Source organism: Methanolobus sp., from assembly GCF_030682845.1.
Taxonomy (GTDB): Archaea; Halobacteriota; Methanosarcinia; order Methanosarcinales; family Methanosarcinaceae; genus Methanolobus.
Genome location: NZ_JAUXNK010000048.1, coordinates 1 through 17,327, shown reverse-complemented (window position 1 = coordinate 17,327; position 17,327 = coordinate 1). Strand labels below are relative to the sequence as shown.

Here is a 17,327-nt window from a genome sequence, read left to right as displayed (position 1 = left end):
GAAATTTATGATTATCATAGTCAACGTTGAGAGCATATAATACATACTATCATACTAAATAGTAATGGTGGAAAAAGACTTATTTAAAAATATTACAGGCAGACATGAGAGAAACTTAATAAAACCTTAATATTAGTACTCATTACTTATTACCAATGGTGAACAAAAAAGACCTGATGATACTATCTATTCTGCAGAATGGAGCCAGGATACCTATCTCGGAGATAGCCAAGAAGGTCGGCCTTAGCGAAAATGGTGTCAGGTACCGGCTTGAGAAACTTGAAGAGGAAGGGTACATAAAGAATTACGTTGTCCTGCTCAATCCCAGAAAATTCGGGAAAATGACTTTTGCCATCTTCAACCTTGAACTTGAGAACAAACAGATAAAGACCAGCATCCGGAAACTTGCCGAGATCGAAGACCTGATAAAGATATATCAGACAACGGGGCAATACTCAATAAAAGCTTTCGGACTTTTCGATGATGAAGAAGACCTTACCGACTTCATCAACGACAGGCTCCTGCAGGAGATACCTATCCAGAACTATAGTGTAGAGATAATCACCAAAAGTATAAAGGATGGGATATACAATGTCTGATCAGAGCCTCTTGTACCATACATTCATACTCTCAAATCCGCCCGAGATGTTAGTATTGTTCACAAGGGTCCCTGCATACCTGTAAGAGTTACTGCAGAACACTATGTTCATCCCATAAGAACGGGCTCTTGCGATGGTATAAGCTAAAAGCATATTGCTCCTGAGCATCTCCCGTTCCATCTCGCTGAGAAGAAAGTGCGAATAACCCCTGCCCCGATATGCGGGCAGCGTCGCAAAATCCGTCATCTCCACGGTCCTGTTCTCAGTATCCATCTCACAGGATGACAGTGCAACTATCCTGCCCTCTGTCCTGATACAGAAGTACACAAAACCTTCTGACATGGTCTGTAAAAGGTACTCCGGGTCGAACACCGGAAATGGGTAAGTGGGGAACACTTCCCTGAACACATCGGCCATCTCCCCTACATCAGCAGGAGTACAGATATCGCAATTGGCATTCACCGGAAGTCTGACCTCTTTTTGTTCATCCTGTCTGCCCAGCGCAATATCCAGGACCTTGCAGTTCTCCCCAGAGCTTTCATCATGCATACGGGATTGAGAAAAATACCTGCACATGAAGCTTGCATCCTCTGAACCGCCGAAGAAGCCTGGTATATGTGCTTCCTCCACATATCCTACTGAGAGGAAATCACCCTTCAGGGAGGAAGGAATTTTGCAGAATATCTTCGAATAACTGTTTTCAGATGCCAAAGACTCCATAGCTTCAAGTACCGGATGTATAGGGTCAAAATCTGAAGATGACAGGGTCATCAGGTACACCCTGTCATTATGCCTGCCGTGCTGGACTACCGAATCACCCAGACGTATTATAGCATCAGTCAATGGACCTTCTCTCCACGCGTATCGTATTACCAGGGATCAGGCTCTGCGTTTCCTCGCTATCTGAAAGAAGCTCTGCAATGCCTACAGACCTGTACTCAGGTGCATCATCAAGTTTTAATTGGAGCTTGCACTCCTCACAATCTCGGTCACAATATACAGGCCTGTATTCTTTAGGCTCTTTGTAGGATGTGATGACCCCTTCGTAGTTGCGAAGGATCACTTTATGGGTGGACCTGGATATCATGTAGGAAGGAAGTATGGGTATCTTACCTCCTCCTCCAGGCGCATCGATCACGTATCTGGGAACTGCAAAACCGCTTGTGTGGCCTATAAGGTTTTCCATTATCTCAATGCCTTTCCCGACAGATGTCCTGAAGTGTGTCAGGCCTTCGGAAAGGTCGCATTGGTACAGGTAATACGGACGCACCCGGTTTGCCACAAGCTTGTGGAAAAGTCGCTTCATTATCCTGTAGCAATCGTTTACTCCGCTTAGCAGTACTGTCTGGTTCCCAAGAGGTATGCCGGCATCTGCCAGTTTCTTCAGGGCTTCCTTTGAAGAGGAGGTGATCTCACGAGGATGGTTGAAATGAGTGTTTACCCATAAAGGATGATGCTTGCTCAGCATATTCACAAGTTCATCGGTTATACGGTAAGGTAGCACCACAGGAGTTCTCGTACCTATCCTTATAACCTCTACATGAGGTATTGATCGCAATTCAGTGAGTATCCAGTCAAGATAGGCATCCGGAAGCATGAAAGGATCCCCTCCGGACAGAAGCACATCCCTTACATAGGGATTGCCTGCGATATAATCAAGCCCCTGTTGCACAACGACCCTGTCGGGAATGTGATCCACATCTCCTACCTTTCTTTTGCGCGTACAGTGCCGGCAGTACATGGCGCACACGTTGCTCACGTGGAAAAGCACCCTGTCTGGATACCTGTGCGTTATTCCCGGCACAGGACTGTCCTTATCCTCAGAAAGAGGGTCATGCATGTCATCCTCAGAAACAATCAGTTCCTTTGGAGAAGGAAATGCCTGCATGAATATAGGGTCATTATTTATGTCTTCCACTTCGATAAGAGAAAGATAATAAGGTGTAATGGACAAAGGAAATTTTTCAAGCGTTGAATCGAGTGCTTTTTTCTCTTCAGGTTCAAACTCGATGTTAAGTAGTTTTTCAAAAGTGGCTATGTCCCTGACAGAATGTTTTATCTGCCATTTCCAGTCCTTCCAGTTGGAAATGATAACATCAGGATTAATTTTCTCTGCAATATCTTGCTGTCTTTTAAGATGTGTTTTCATCGGATCACTATCCGTTGTTTAAAATTCAATTGTAAATGCCCAGGTTCTGAAAACCGGGATTAGAACACGATATGCTGTGAGATACACTGTCTATACAATACTGGAGTTAACACGCGAGTAACTTCTAAAGCAATGATTGTTCATAGGATGGCTTACCTATCTGAGGTCATAATCTTCGTTTCAGTCTATATATAATTAATTTTAAGAATCGGAGGAAAATAAGCACTATTTTTGCTGAAACTGATTAAAAGTCATCCGATGTCCACGAGCTGCTCGCTGCCGCCATGCCAGCTTAAACGGGGCCTCATCCGTATAATATGAGCTGTCTCGGTGGTGTCATCCACTACAAGGGCTGTTCCCCTCTCATTTCCCATTTTCCGGAGAGATTCCCCGAAATCCTCTCTCATATAAGTAGGCCTGGCAGACTCAAGAGCAATGATATCTTCCCGGGATGTGAGCCTGTGGCATATCACAATATCAGACTGGGACATCACATCAGGATGCAGGGAGGCGGGGCGCTGTGTTGCCATGACCAGTGACAGGCCAGGCTGGCGGCCCTGTCTCAGCCACTCATTTATGAGAATATCTGAAGCAAGCGTGCTTCCTTCGCGGGGCACGAACTGCTGGGCTTCATCGATGAACATCCATACCATAGGGATTCCTTTCTCGATACTCCTGTCGCCCATGAGCATCTTCTCGTAGGAGCGTCTTGCATGCAGCCTTTTATGATAAATGTCCTTTGCAATAAAACCAACAACAGCCGATCTTACATCAGGGTTTTTGATAGTGCTTATATCAATAACCGCAAGAGATCCACCTTTTACAAGATCGGATGTCTCCCATCCCTCTGCCGCAAATACACCCCATGACATGGCCGTCCTGAAATAATTGTTTGCCGCACTCCGGGATACCAGATCAGAGCGCTCATCTTCCATTAATGCATCGATCACGTCCTCAAATGAAAAAGAAGATGATTTTTCTCTCAGAGACTCCAGAACCCTCACGATCAGGACACCTGTGGAAGATATCGGGTCAACACCAAACAGCTGGCACCATTCGTAACCATCCATGTGGGAGAGAGGAATAGCAACGGACTTTACAGGTATGTCCCTCTGCTCATAGCTCTTCTTACTGCTTTGCGGGACAAATACATTAGTATGGAACCCCGATGCTTCAAGTCCCCAATCCTGGAGGGACTTGAGTTGAATATCGTTGCTTTTTGTAAAAGTCCAGAATATCCCCATAGTGTCAATAACAACAGGAGCTATGTTCATCCTTGCAACTTCAGGCAGCATCAGCAGCTCCTCAATAATGATCGACATTGTGTAAGACTTACCATAACCTCTTTTGCCACTGATCAGTATAGCGTGAGGCCTGCGGACATCCAGTTTTACGTGAGAGCCTGCTGACCTGTCGCGCGCAAGGTACCTGCCCAGATACAGCATGGCACCCTCCTGCGTACCGTCCCCTCCAAGAATATACTGCCTTTTTGATACGCCCGCGTTAAAATCTGCTGAGTGGTAGTCCATGGATAACAAGGGAGCACCATCTTCTATAATAATTTTTCTTTTTTGTTAAAAAAAGAGATTCCATAATATATACATTTTACAGTGGATTCAATGATATTAAGAAATAGTTCCCAGGAAAGAAAAAAGATAGCAAGGGACACAGAGCAACAGAGAGTCAAACCGGAACATATATATAGTGAAGGGAGCTTCTACGGCCAGAGGAAGACCTGCATTCAATCATTCCCCCTCTATTACATTAGTCCTTTTTGAATAGATGTATCACCACCCAACCAACCAACCCATGCAGGATTCCTCTTTTGTACTTCTATTTTACGGATTTACTAATTGCATTCTTTTTCTTCAAGATTCATGATGCCCCTTGCTGCAAGCACTCCCGTAGCTGCGGAATTTATCAGATCCCTGGAAAGGCCTGCACCGTCGCCTGCCGCGAACAAATTGCCTATACTGGTCTGCATGTGGCTATCCACCTGCAATTTTATCGAGTAGAACTTGACTTCTGGAGCATAGAGGAGGGTCGAGTCCGAATCCACTCCTGGAATGATATCATTCAGAACTTCCAGTCCTTCGATGATATCCATGACTATACGATGGGGCATTGCCATCGAAATGTCACCCGGGGTTACATCCTTTAGAGTATTGACCACTGTGTTCCTTCTTATGCGTTGTTCGGTGGAGCGCCGCCCTCTGCGCAGGTCGCCCATTCTCTGGAGGACAGGTTTTCCCCCTCCTATGGTAGTGGCAAGTTTTGCTACGGATCTTGCATACTTAATTGTGTTTTCCATGGGCTCGGTCAGCTCCACATGCACAAGGAAGGCAAAATTAGTATTCTCCGAAGCTTTGGTATGCATTGAATGGCCATTTGTGGCAACAAATCCTTCATACTCCTCCTTTACGACAAAACCATGCTCATTTGTACAGAATGTCCTGACGAAATCGTCATACCGCCTTGTGCTAATGTGGAACTTGGGATCATGGTTAATCCTGGTCACTGGGTCCATTATAATGGACGGGACCTCTACACGGACCCCGATATCTACCCCGCTGAAAGAGTAAACTATGGGGTACCTGTTCACGAGTTGATTCACCCAGTCACATCCCACTCTGCCTGGTGCAAGCAGTGTGTATCGCGAGCCCAGCCTCCGGCCGTCTTCAAGCAGTACACCGCGGCAGATACCATTGTCTATAATGACATCAGTGACCTCGGTGTTAAGCAGGAACGTTATTCCTTTTGATTCAAGGTCCGTCTTGAGCTCAGATATCAGGGCGACAGAATTATCAGAGCCTATATGACGCTGCCTTATGTCAATGAATTTTGCACCTGCAGACGCAGCCTTCCTTTTAAGGGATTCTATCTCCCCGGCAGGAGGGGAAGACACATTATTTGGTGCACCATACCTGAGGAATATCCTGTCCACATGGTCCACCAGGCGCCAGGCAGAATCCTGGTCACCTGTGAACTCAGAGAGAGTGCCTCCTATATCCGGATGAAGATTGAGGGTCCCATCAGAATAAGCACCAGAACCCCCAACCCCACGCAATATAGAACAAGGGTGGCAGTGCTTGCATCTGACAACATCGCTCAGAGGGCAATCCCGTTCGCTGATATCCCTTCCCGAATCAATCACCAGCGTAGTAAGACCTGAAGATGCAAGTTCATGCGCCGCAAAGAGACCTGCAGGTCCCGCACCTACGATCACAACATCATAATCAGCAGCTGAAGACTTCAAAACATATCACATCCATGGATGTGCCATCTATCAGGCGTATCCATGGATATGTTGGTATCCTTATGATAAAATCTTGTCCAGTTGGTTTATGGACTTTGCGTATTTTATCTCCTGGGCTATCCTCTTGCCGGTGGAAAGGCCGGGCTCGATAAGATCAGAGTAAGGAGAACCATTGAGATAGAGATTGGTACCTGCGACGATCCTGGCAGATATTTCAAATACCTTGATCTCGAGGTTGTCAGTGACCACGGTCTCAAGACAGAACGGACCGATCATGCCTCCAAAGAGGTTCAGGGACTCTTCGACAACCTTTTCCCCCAGCTCGAATATGAGCGGCAGCAGAGATTCCCTGGCCACAAGAGGTACGTTACCTGTAACAACGTATGTCGGGTGTATGCCTGCCTCCTCAAGTTCCCGGGGAGAACCCAGCCTGAAAATCTCATCGGCATTGGACTCGACCCTGCGGTCCATGCTCAGCATCTCCAGTATACCCTCGCTCAGCCGGTAGCCTTCCTGGCGCAAGGGGGAATAGAAATAATGGAAATAGTACCTTGTACCTGTTATGAACTCCTGGATCGTGAATTTCTCATCAGGTTTTAGATGCTCTTTGAACTCTTCGTAGTTCTTGGCAATGAAGAAGCCTTTGCCACCCTTTGCCCCATCGTATTTGACCATGACAGGGCCATTGATATCCCTCGGATTCACCTTTCTTGGCATGTGGATACCGGCACCCTCAAGCCACACCCTTTCTTTCTCCCTGTCAGATTCCCACTCCAGCACAGCCCTGTTACCAAACGAAGGTACCGCCAGGTCTACGAAATTCTTATGCCCAAGGTATTCGACAAAAGATCCATGGGGGATGATAATGGCGTTCTTTGAGACAAGCTGGTCGACTATGCCTGGGATGTCCTTATAACTGTCAACTATAATGAACTCATCTGGTTTTGATCGGGGGAATGCATCATAGAATCGGGGAGGTTTTTTCACACATATTCCTATGGTCCTGAAACCTTCCTTCCTTGCCCCGTCAAAGATCTGAAGGCTTGAGTGAGAGCATACCGTTGCAATGCTAAGGTTGTCAAGGTCATAGTTCCCGATGATCTCCATTATACGTTCTTTAGTAATCATAATATAGCCCCGAAATTTACCCCATATTGTCCTATTCATTCTTTAACTTTACGAGTTAGCCTCAAAGAAGACTTCAAGTCAGCTTGAAGTTAAAGGAAATGATATAATTACCTAATTATATAGTATCCACAATGCAAGAAAACGAAGAAATCTCAAGTTCAGAAAAAGTTCTGATCTTGCCCCTTAATGAGGGATCAAAAAAGATCACCCAGATACTTTCTAATGACAAGGCCATGAGGGTATTGGAAATCCTCACTGACAAGCCCATGTCAGCAACTGATATGGCTGAAAAACTGTCAATGCCTCTCACCACTATCAAGTATAATCTGGATGCACTCGTGGAAGTCGATCTTATCAAGGTAAAGCAGACAAAATGGAGTAAGAAGGGCAGGGAGATCAAGATATACGAGCCGGTCCAGAAATTCATAGTCGTGGCACCGGGGAGTATTCAGAAAGATAAATCCTCAGTAATCAGCATGCTCAAGAAATACCTTGGACTTGTAGCAGGGGCCGCATTTGCAGCCACGGGCCTGGAGGCGCTTGCCAGGAGCAGAGGATTTGGGATAGGAACAACTCCCATGGGAATTGCTGCAGATACAGTTTACAGTAACACTGAATATGTTCCCAGGATGGACATTCATGAGAGTACTTCACAGGAAACGCCTGCTTATGAACCTCTTACTAAAGACGGGGCAATCCCTCAGGAAGATGAATTTATGGGCATGGGAGTTCCGGAAGAGGAGTTTACTGGCATCGAGCCTACAGAAGCAGCAACGGAGAGCCCAGCCTATAATCAGGACACTGGAATCCCGGACAGTTCTGCATTGGATGGATACGTACCGGAAGATATGGAGTCTGGGATTGTATCCTCCGTTCCGCCCGAGGGTTTTGATATCGATAGCCTGACAGGTTCACCGGTCATGGACAGTTCCCAACTTGTAACAGACAACTTGTCCATTGTATCCGAGCCTGCCTCAAGCCTGATACCATACGACCTCCTGTCCCATGTAAGTATATGGTTCCTCTTTGGCTGCCTGTTCATCATCACCCTGCTTTTCGTGAGAGAACTGTATTATAGAAAAAAGAATATATGATTCCCTGTGAACTGGTATGAGAGTAGCACTTAAGATCGCATACGTTGGCACGGGATTTCACGGGTCACAGATACAGCCGAATGTTGCAACCATTGAAGGGGAGATCTTCAGGGCACTCACGGAACTGGAGATAATCCAGGACCCCAGATCAGCCAATTTTACAAGTGCGGGAAGGACAGATGCCGGCGTACATGCACGTGAGCTGGTCATTGCTTTTGATACTGATAAGATCCATCTTGCCATTCCAAGAGTTATCAACTCCAAACTGCCGACAGCCATATGGGCTTGGGCACATGCCACAATATCTAAAGATTTCGATCCAAGGAGAGCGGCTATTGCAAGAAAGTACAGATATATCATGAGCGGAGAGCAGTATGATATCTCAAGGATCAGGTCGGCCTCCAGAATACTTGTGGGAACTCATGATTTCTCTAATTTCTGTACAAAGGAAGGAGAGAAAAGTACCGTCCGCACGATCGAAAAAGTGGATATAAGGGTCAGCGGGACACTGACAAAGATCGATATCCAGGCAAACAGCTTTCTCTGGAACATGGTACGTAAGATCGTGACCGCTCTTACCATGGTTGGAAGTGGCGCCAGGGACGAGGCATGGCTGCAACAGATGCTTGAGCCTGAGATATATGAGGAAGGACTGGAATCCGCACCAGCATACGGGCTTACTCTTATGGAGATAACCTACCCGCAGCCCATAGAATGGTGCGAGGACGCCTACTCGATCCGTAAAGCCAACGAGAATTTCCACGAATACATGATACGCCACCGTGTCATGGCAGAAGTGATGGACCATCTGGCGCCAAAAGATCAGGGATCACACTGAATGGAACATCAGGTCATTATAAAGGATGCTGTTATCTGCTACGAGGTTATCCGCAGGAAAGTCAAAACCCCCCGGCTGGAGTTCAAAAAAGGCAGGCTGAAACTTATAGTCCCCAAAGACTATTCCGGACACGAGAAGATCATCCACCGTCACCGGAGATGGATATATAACCGGCATTCATGGCTGAGGGAGATGCGTGCCGGAGCGGAGGAGATACAACTTACTGAGCGCCCGGATGAGAATCTCAGGATGCTTGTCAAGAGCATGGTATCGGATATATCAAAAGAACTGGGGGTTGTGCCACAGGCTGTGCATTTCAGGATGATGAGAACAAAATGGGGGAGTTGCAGCTCAAAAGGCAACCTTAACTTCAATACACATATCCGATACCTGCCCGAAGAACTGATAGAATACATTGTGTTCCATGAGATGGTGCATCTCATTGAACTCAACCACAGCCCTGCGTTTCACACCCATATTAAAGCCCGCTTCAGCGATCACAGGGATTATGACAGGAAACTTTCATCATACTGGCTGCTGATACATAATCAAGTTAACAGCGTCAGTCCTTGCGCAGCACAGTGAAGGTTCTTGTAAGACTCTTGTGGACTCTCTGGGTGAATACGTCCACAACCGAAAAACCGGCCTTTGTAGCGTACTCAAGTACCGGGATCTCTGAAACTGCCACTGCAAGCTTGCCTTTTTTCAGCACCCTGTACATCTCTGAGAAAGAATCGGAATACAGGTGATGAAGTGATTCGGCTTTTATTGCTGCCGAGCGTCCGTAAGGAGGGTCGGTTGCTATCGCATCCACACTGCAGTCCTTCAGGGGAACCCGGCAGGCATCCCCGACCAGAAGGGAGTGGTCTGCGCCAAACATTTCAAGGTTCATCCTGGCTCCATGAGATATCATCTGTCTCACCTCAAGTCCTATGACATGGACAGAAAGCATTCCTGCTTCTACAAGTATGCCGGCAGTGCCGCTAAAAGGATCAAGGAGAACGTCTCCCGGCTTCACTTCACTGATATTCACAAGAGCCCTTGCAACCCTGGGCATCAGGACGCCGGGATAGAAGAAAGGTTTTTTATGGGGGGCCCTGTGCTCATAGGCACTCCTGTCAACTGACGCGACGATTGATCCAAAGACAGCCCTGTCGGTCATTATCAGACGGAACTTGATATTAGGAGAACTAAGGTTTGCTTGATAGCCTTTGCGGAAGATGACGCCGCCTATCCTGCCTTCGATATCCTCTCTTTTCACATCTTCTCCGTAATGCTTTATCCTCTTTGCACGCACGACATAGGTGCTGCCATATGCGAGGTACTCAGAAAGGTCACAGTTCTCAGCCAGCGATATGATATCTTCAGCCCTGACATCACATATGCCTGCGACCCTGACAATATGATGGGACATGGCAAGCCTTTCTGCCACAGCTTTAAGTCTCATGTCAATGTCAGGTGCATATCCATCGATATCAACTACCAGACACTGGTCCAGGCGGGCATGTTCCCTGAAGCCAAACCCTGCCAGCCTGAGACAGGAGAGGATCTCTTTCCGGGGAAGTTCATCGTGCTCCCCTGACAATTCAAAAGCATACAGCATGTAGCGCAATAGAAGCAGGAAGTACTATTAAAGCGTTTCAATCATATACAGTCAGAACATCAGTTCAAGGGCTTCCTTTCCTGTCATCCCCAGCTTGACACCAAGACTGATGGCTGAAGGGGTTGCGCCCACTACCGGTGCTTTCAGCACGTCTTCGAATGTTTTAACGCCTTTTACCTTGACAGCCACATCTCCCAGCGTTGTTGCAGCATCCAGGTCAAGATAGCCGCACATCACAAATCCCCTGTCCGCATTGATCAGGATCAGAGGAGCCTTCTGCAACTGGTAGCTGAGGCCAATAGCTGTCCCCTTTTCAAGTTCTATTTTCTCAATTAGCATACATGATCACACCGTACAGATTAAAAATGTGTAAATTAAAGTTTTGAGCTTCTCCTGAGCCTTTCAAGCAGTTTGTCTGTGGAACCGGGGAATACCTTATCCAGCGGGGAGGAGGGTCCCGGGGACTGAACATCCTGGACATCAGTTCTTAAAGATACTGATTCCATTGTTTGCGGGTTAGATGTTACTGTTGTATTCATGCTGAAAACTATCACGGACTCTCCCGTGAAATCAAAGTATCCTTCCACATATGGAACAAGGCCCTGCATGCCGATGGTGGCATTATCGACCCCTTGCGCAGAGATTATTTCAGTGCCTTCAGGCATACTGATAAACACATAAGTACCCGGCTCTCCCTGGAACCATATTCTGCTGCCCTGCTCCGCAAGAGGATCCCTGAAAGCGTAGCAGACCCTGTAAATGTTGCTGACCTCGTCTTGTTTAGACACGGGTCCAATGAGTTCTGTGGATATAACACACTCCACTTTGGAAAGGGAGATACTTGCAGAGGAGTCGTTTATCTTTACGTCCATTTTCCGGCTGACTGACGTGTGCAGGTTCCGCCTGCTAAGAGTGTCCATTTTGAGTAGCTCCCAGGCAGCAATGAAACCGTCATTGTTACCCATTTCTGAATCAATGACCGATCTCATAATAACGGAACTCTCACCTGAGTATTGCTCGGCATATTCCCACGTCATGCTGTCCATACCCACAGTTATGTTATTCTCCCAGGAATAAGCGGCATCTGCAGGGATGGAGGTGACTGTTGCAACAGATAGCGTAAATAGGAAAAAGAAGACGTTATTCAGCTTCAGGGTAACGCTGCCTCCTTGTCACTTCGTTGTTACATGGCACCCTTCATCTGTTACGATGAGGGTATGTTCAGCCTGGGAGACCATTCCCCCGGCCACTTCCTTGAGCACCGGGAATGAGTGGACTATGCCTGCCTTCTCAAGCTGGAGCAGGGAATAATCGAGCTTATCACCCTGAAGCCACCTTCTTGCAAAAGGCAGGGACCTGTATGGCTCAAGATCCTTCAGCAATTGCCTGGCAGCAGGCAGCCTTACGGGCTTGCTGCGTATAACCTGGAAGATCTCAGTGAGGCTTCCGTCAGTAACCTTCCCTGCACCATCGGTGGCGAAGGGTTCGATAGCTATGGCATCGCCGGTGTGCAGTAAGGAGCCACCGCCACTCCTGCGATTGGGGACACTCGGATGAGCATGGGGAATATACTGGGCGAGGCCATGCCCTGTTAGATTGCCGATGGGTTTGAAGCCGTACGATGTAATGGCATCCTCTATAGCTGCACCGATCTCTGAGGTGGTCACACCGTTCTTTACAGTGTCAATGGCAGCATAAAGGGCAGCCTCCGAGGCTTTTACAAGGTCACCATATCTTCCGGTGAGGTCTACTGTTACAGCTGAGTCTGCGATATAGCCATCGACATGGACGCCAAGGTCAAGTTTCACCACATCCTCCCCGAAAACGGTTTCATCACCCGGCAGAGGGGTTGCGTGGGCGGCCTCGTCATTGCGCGAAAGGTTGCATGGGAAAGCCGAACCGTTGGCTCCCAGTTCTACAGTCCGCTTCTCAACGAAATCAGCCACTTCCAGCATGCTGGTGCCAATCTTTATCCTGTCCTTTGCCTCACTTCTTACCTGCGAGAGTATCCTGCCAGCTTTAAAATATTTCTCCAAAATCTCATCTGTCATCGGGGGTACTTCTTTCATGTGCTATCTCCTGTCCTTAAATAAAATAAAGTTTTTGCGGATCACACCAAAAACCGCTTTTCCATCTCTGTCAGGTTCTCGTGTCCGTCAGCTGTTACAAGGATAAGATCCTCCAGGCGAATGCCACCCACATCAGGATAGTACAGTCCCGGCTCGATGGTGATGACATTTCCCTGCTCAAGGACTACATCACGCTCTCCTACAGGAGGAGCCTCGTGTATCTCAAGACCTACGCCATGGCCGGTAGAATGGATGAAACCCACAGAAGATCCGCTTTTGTAGGTTGCATAGCCTTTCTCTTCGAATATCTCGCATACCCTGCTGTGTATATCGCTGCATCTGACACCGGGCTTTACCATTGATATGGCAGTTTCCTGTGCCAGAAGGACAGTTTCGTACATGTCCGAAAGCCTTTCTGTAGCTTTGCCTTTGAGCACGGTACGGGACATATCAGCATAGTACCTGTCACGCTTATTACGAGGGAAGATATCAATGATTATGGGCTCATCCGCCATGATCAGGCCTGAACCTTCCCAGTGCGGGCTGGCAGAACCTTTACCGCACGCCACTATTGTGCCTTCGGCCTCGTAGCCGTGTTCAATGAGTGTGATGTCAATGGCAGCGCGCACTTTCTCAGCCGTCAGGTCGTAGCCGTGGTAATTAAGGTGACCGTTAACGACCTCTGATTTGTGTATCATTTCTGCCGCAGCTTTCATGGCAAGATTGCAGGCATCCTGCGCCTTCCTGATCTTCCCGATCTCAGCTTCGCTTTTTTTTGCGCGTAACTGCTGGAAAGGGCTTCTGATAGCCTCGAAGGAGAAGCCATCTTCCTTGAGTACCTGGGCTATATGATAGGGAAAGTCCCTGGGAACGGCTACCCTGCGCGCGCCCAGTTCCTGGAGAAGTTGGGCGAGGCAGTCACAATAGGCCACTGCAGAATCTCCCCTTTCCTTTATCTTGCCTCTGTAGTCATAATCCTGCAGGGTACGCACCCGGGAGACCCTGGACTCCAGTTCGGCGCGCTTGCGTTCCATATCTGGTACAAGTATTGTTTCGGAGGCGTCCTTTGTCTGCACATAGGCAAATGGATCGGAGGAAAATAAATGAGTGGAATAAAAGATGTCAGAGTTATTCGAATTCCCCACAATCAGAAAGGCATCGGACTTATGGGCCCTGAGAGCCTCGCTGATATCAAGCAAATTCTGTTCGGTCTTCATATTGATTATCTTGTACCTGCTAGTACAAAATTGTTGTTAAGGTTCATCGGTATGAGAGACCCGCATGTGACTTGATATGAGGCAGTACACTTTACTGCCCCTGCGGACCTACCCTGATGTTACTTCTGTGCGCAATGTTTTCCTGTGCATCCTCGATAAGCATCTCAATCTCATACAAGGAAGAGCTTTCCCGGGTAATCTCGATAACTACAGGCTCATCAACTGAAACATTCTCATACAATCCATTGCCTGATACTGCCAGAATATTCCCGTCAGCCGCGATATTGTAAGTAACATAATAATCACCAGCTGCATCGACAGTACGCGGGATATAGCTGAACACAAGCCTGTCATCGTAAGCATTGACTTCAGCCACAAACCTGTCACTATTCTGGTTCTTCTCGTCCACACTGATAACCTGCATGCATCCTCCTGCTCCGTAGGAATAGTTGCCTGCAGCAGTTATTGCCACCAGGATCAGAAAAGATACTACAAGGACTTTTAATATGTCGCCCAACAAATGCCTCCTATTTTTTTTAACTAATTTAGTGGAACTTAGCATTAATGTAGTTTGTGCAAGGTACGGAGCAGCTTTGGTTTATCACGTTGGAGTAAGAAGACCACCCATTTCAATGGGTGGATGAATTACGTCCATTTTCATTTGAAAAATATCTAAAATCGCATACACGAACAAACATTAAATATATATGCGATTATAGCATAAAATAATTTGATTATGTTAAGAGCCTATAAGTATCGATTATATCCAAATAAATCCCAGATAGATTTCTTTGAGAAACAGTTCGGTACTTGTAGATTCGTATACAACTGGGCATTGGATCTTAAGAGTACAGTTTACAAGGATGAGAACCGATCCATAAGTAAGAATGAGCTCAAGAAAATGCTTCCTGGTCTCAAGGTCCAATACAATTGGCTAAAGGATGTCAATTCCCAATCCTTACAAGGTTCCATTGACAATCTGGACAACGCTTTCCAGAAGTTCTTCAGGAAAGAGGCAAACTATCCTAATTTCAAGTCAAAATACAACCCTGTACAGTCTTTTCAGGTTCCACAGCATTATGTAGTGGACCTTGACAACGGCACGGTTAAATTGCCTAAATTAAAGGAACCTATCAAAGCCAAATTCCATCGTCGATTCGACGGGGAAACCAGGACTGCTACTGTATCCAGAACACCGACTGGTAAGTATTTCATAAGCATACTGGTTGATGATGGACAGGAACTACCTGAGAAGATTGAGACAGGCACAACCATTGGCGTTGATGTTGGCATTAGCCATTTTGCCATTCTTTCAACGGGTGAAAAGATCGAGAATCCTCGGCATTTGAAAACATCCCTGAAGAAATTGCAACATGAACAGCGGGCATTATCTCGTAAGAAAAAGGGATCGAGTAACAGAAAGAAACAAAAGTTGGTTGTGGCTAAACTACACGAAAAGATAGCCAACCAGAGAAACGATTTCCATCACAAGGTATCTAAAAGACTGATTGACAAGAACCAAGCAATTTGTCTGGAAGATCTGAACATTTCAGGAATGGTCAAGAATCACTGTCTGGCACAGGCGATATCCGATGTTGCCTGGAGTAGTTTCATCGAGAAACTAAGATACAAAGCAGATTGGTATGGTAAGACCATAATGCAGATCGGTAGGTTTGTGCCAAGTTCCAAGCTGTGTAGCATATGCGGATACAAGAATGCCGACCTGACATTGAACGATAGAAGTTGGGAATGTCCTTCGTGTCATACAAAACATGATCGGGATGTTAACGCAGCCATCAACATCCTGAATATTGCATTAAACAATATTGCCGCAGGGACTGCGGTCTGAGCTTGTGGACAGACCTTTCACTCGAGAAAGCTGGATGAAGCAAGAAGCCACCCATTTTAATGGGTGGTAGTTCACCCGCAATGAACAGGAGGATCAACGCGCCATATCCGGAAACTGCAGCTAGAATTCACTATTTGCATTAAGGTATGAAAATGAAATGTTTAGGTGAGGTTAAATCGGATATAATGGCCTCCAGCAGACATAATTCCCGACCCTGCCGATATATTTCCATGAGGAGGCATCAAGCTTACCGCCAAAGCTTTCCAAGAAGTGGAGGGCCTGTCTTCTTAGTTGTTCTTGCGGGGTTGTCAAACACACCAAAACCAAGAACACTTTTATTGCTTTTGACGGTCAAATTTAGGATATGAATCAAAGCAAGGAGGCAACAAAATGCAAAGGGAACAAAGGGACACAATGATCAAAATCATCGTGGTAGTTACTTTTCTGGCAATGGTTATTGTCAATGCGCTGGCCAATATTCTCCCGATCAATGGAGTCAGCACTGGCCAGGTTTCGGACTCATATCCCAATCTTTTTGCCCCGGCGGGGCTGACATTTGCAATATGGGGACTAATATACCTATTGCTTGGCGGGTACACACTTTACCAGACAGGTATCTTTCAAGGCAATACGAATACAGTCAAGACTGAGCTGCTGCGTAAAACCGGAATATTATTTTCTATTTCTTCCATTGCCAATGCAGCCTGGATCTTCTCATGGCACTATCGAATGATCCCGATATCTGTGCTGCTGATGATTGTGATCCTTACCTGCCTTATTCTGATAAATCAGATGATAAGCAATGAACAGCTTTCTGCAGGAGAATATTTTTTCATCAGACTTCCATTTAGCGTGTACTTCGGATGGATCACAGTGGCAACCATTGCTAACGTTACTACGCTTCTTGTCAGCATAGGCTGGGAAGGTTTTGGTTTAGCCGAGACTACCTGGACTATCTTAATACTCGTTGTCGGGCTTATCATTGGAGTTGCAACAATGCTAAAGAACAGTGATATTGCGTATGGGCTTGTTATTGTCTGGGCTTATGCAGGAATATGGTTAAAACACACATCATCTGAAGGATTTGGAGGCCAGTATCCTTCAGTGATCACTACAACAATTGTTTGCATTATTTTACTACTCATTGCTGAAGCATTTATCCTGATTTCAAAAAGGAAAGGAGGCTCTGCAGGTATGCCCCTGTGAGGCACACATAGTAACAACGAAAAAGAACACGGAGTTCACAGAACAAACGGTATGATTTTAATAGCTCGTATTAAAATTTCGGTATTGTTAAGTAAATAGAGGTATATAGGATGAAAGCCTATACTTCAGTATGAACTGCCCTAAATGTAAGAGTTCCAACCACAAAAAGAATGGGAAAGTCGATGAACGTCAACGCTACAAATGTTATGATTGCGTATATAACTATACAGTCGAGATAAAATCGACTGCGAGTTCTACTTCCGTTAAAAGGCAGGCTTTACAACTCTATCTTGAAGGATTAGGATTTCGTTCAATCGGA

The 17,327-nt window shown here is 46.4% G+C and carries 17 protein-coding genes and 1 pseudogene; 7 read left to right on the top strand and 11 right to left on the bottom strand.

Annotation, left to right across the window (positions count from 1 at the left end):
* Window positions 1-155 precede the first annotated feature (155 nt).
* Entirely contained in the window at window positions 156-599 is a 444-nt protein-coding gene (locus Q8J68_RS05470) for an Lrp/AsnC family transcriptional regulator (RefSeq protein ID WP_305310529.1), read from the top strand.
* Here the strand turns inward: Q8J68_RS05470 and ablB are convergent, their stop codons facing one another.
* The 5 genes from ablB to Q8J68_RS05445 form a co-directional block, all read right to left on the bottom strand.
* Entirely contained in the window at window positions 600-1,442 is an 843-nt protein-coding gene (gene ablB / locus Q8J68_RS05465) for a putative beta-lysine N-acetyltransferase (RefSeq protein ID WP_305310528.1), read from the bottom strand. It abuts the gene before it with no gap.
* A complete protein-coding gene (ablA, locus tag Q8J68_RS05460) occupies window positions 1,435-2,748 on the bottom strand; it encodes a lysine 2,3-aminomutase (protein ID WP_305310527.1) in 1,314 nt (437 codons plus the stop codon). The genes ablB and ablA overlap by 8 nt, the downstream gene beginning before the upstream one ends.
* A gap of 251 nt (window positions 2,749-2,999) precedes the next feature.
* A complete protein-coding gene (locus tag Q8J68_RS05455; protein WP_305310526.1) occupies window positions 3,000-4,277 on the bottom strand; it encodes an ATP-binding protein in 1,278 nt (425 codons plus the stop codon).
* A 320-nt stretch (window positions 4,278-4,597) separates the two neighbouring features.
* Entirely contained in the window at window positions 4,598-6,004 is a 1,407-nt protein-coding gene (locus Q8J68_RS05450; protein ID WP_305310525.1) for an NAD(P)/FAD-dependent oxidoreductase, read from the bottom strand.
* A gap of 60 nt (window positions 6,005-6,064) precedes the next feature.
* Window positions 6,065-7,132 (bottom strand): formate--phosphoribosylaminoimidazolecarboxamide ligase, encoded by a 1,068-nt coding sequence (locus tag Q8J68_RS05445; RefSeq protein WP_305310524.1) that lies wholly within the window; start codon window positions 7,130-7,132, stop codon window positions 6,065-6,067.
* A 131-nt stretch (window positions 7,133-7,263) separates the two neighbouring features.
* On the opposite strand from Q8J68_RS05445, the gene Q8J68_RS05440 reads away from it, so the two are divergent.
* Genes Q8J68_RS05440 through Q8J68_RS05430 form a run of 3 tightly spaced genes read left to right on the top strand, consistent with a single transcriptional unit; the run spans window position 7,264 to window position 9,649 of the window.
* A complete protein-coding gene (locus tag Q8J68_RS05440; protein ID WP_305310523.1) occupies window positions 7,264-8,226 on the top strand; it encodes a transcriptional regulator in 963 nt (320 codons plus the stop codon).
* A gap of 16 nt (window positions 8,227-8,242) precedes the next feature.
* The gene (truA, locus tag Q8J68_RS05435; protein ID WP_305310522.1) at window positions 8,243-9,064 is read left to right on the top strand and encodes a tRNA pseudouridine(38-40) synthase TruA; all 822 of its coding nucleotides are present in this window, start codon (window positions 8,243-8,245) and stop codon (window positions 9,062-9,064) included.
* The gene (locus Q8J68_RS05430; protein ID WP_305310521.1) at window positions 9,065-9,649 is read left to right on the top strand and encodes a M48 family metallopeptidase; all 585 of its coding nucleotides are present in this window, start codon (window positions 9,065-9,067) and stop codon (window positions 9,647-9,649) included.
* Here Q8J68_RS05430 and Q8J68_RS05425 read toward each other — a convergent pair.
* The 6 genes from Q8J68_RS05425 to Q8J68_RS05400 all read right to left on the bottom strand — a co-directional run bounded on the left by Q8J68_RS05425 (window position 9,627) and on the right by Q8J68_RS05400 (window position 14,470).
* Complete coding sequence (locus Q8J68_RS05425; RefSeq protein ID WP_305310520.1) at window positions 9,627-10,667, bottom strand: TRM11 family methyltransferase; 1,041 nt, start codon at window positions 10,665-10,667, stop codon at window positions 9,627-9,629. The genes Q8J68_RS05430 and Q8J68_RS05425 overlap by 23 nt on opposite strands.
* Before the next feature lie 51 nt (window positions 10,668-10,718).
* Window positions 10,719-11,006: a YunC family protein gene (locus tag Q8J68_RS05420; RefSeq protein WP_305310519.1), complete on the bottom strand. Its 288-nt coding sequence runs from the start codon at window positions 11,004-11,006 to the stop codon at window positions 10,719-10,721.
* Window positions 11,007-11,041: 35 nt separating this feature from the next.
* Window positions 11,042-11,713, bottom strand: a complete 672-nt coding sequence (locus Q8J68_RS05415; RefSeq protein WP_305310518.1) for a hypothetical protein — start codon at window positions 11,711-11,713, stop codon at window positions 11,042-11,044.
* A 126-nt stretch (window positions 11,714-11,839) separates the two neighbouring features.
* On the bottom strand, window positions 11,840-12,736 hold the full coding sequence (gene map, locus Q8J68_RS05410; protein ID WP_305310517.1) for a type II methionyl aminopeptidase: 897 nt from the start codon (window positions 12,734-12,736) through the stop codon (window positions 11,840-11,842).
* Window positions 12,737-12,777: 41 nt separating this feature from the next.
* A complete protein-coding gene (locus tag Q8J68_RS05405) occupies window positions 12,778-13,953 on the bottom strand; it encodes a Xaa-Pro peptidase family protein (RefSeq protein WP_305310516.1) in 1,176 nt (391 codons plus the stop codon).
* A gap of 91 nt (window positions 13,954-14,044) precedes the next feature.
* Entirely contained in the window at window positions 14,045-14,470 is a 426-nt protein-coding gene (locus Q8J68_RS05400; protein WP_305310515.1) for a hypothetical protein, read from the bottom strand.
* A gap of 219 nt (window positions 14,471-14,689) precedes the next feature.
* Between Q8J68_RS05400 and tnpB the strand changes: the two genes are divergently transcribed.
* From tnpB to Q8J68_RS05385, 3 genes and pseudogenes are all read left to right on the top strand, one after another.
* Window positions 14,690-15,802: an IS200/IS605 family element RNA-guided endonuclease TnpB gene (gene tnpB / locus Q8J68_RS05395; protein ID WP_305310514.1), complete on the top strand. Its 1,113-nt coding sequence runs from the start codon at window positions 14,690-14,692 to the stop codon at window positions 15,800-15,802.
* 390 nt (window positions 15,803-16,192) lie between these two features.
* Entirely contained in the window at window positions 16,193-17,008 is an 816-nt protein-coding gene (locus Q8J68_RS05390; RefSeq protein ID WP_305310513.1) for a tryptophan-rich sensory protein, read from the top strand.
* 130 nt (window positions 17,009-17,138) lie between these two features.
* A pseudogene (locus Q8J68_RS05385) lies at window positions 17,139-17,327 on the top strand (IS1 family transposase); the annotation flags it as partial.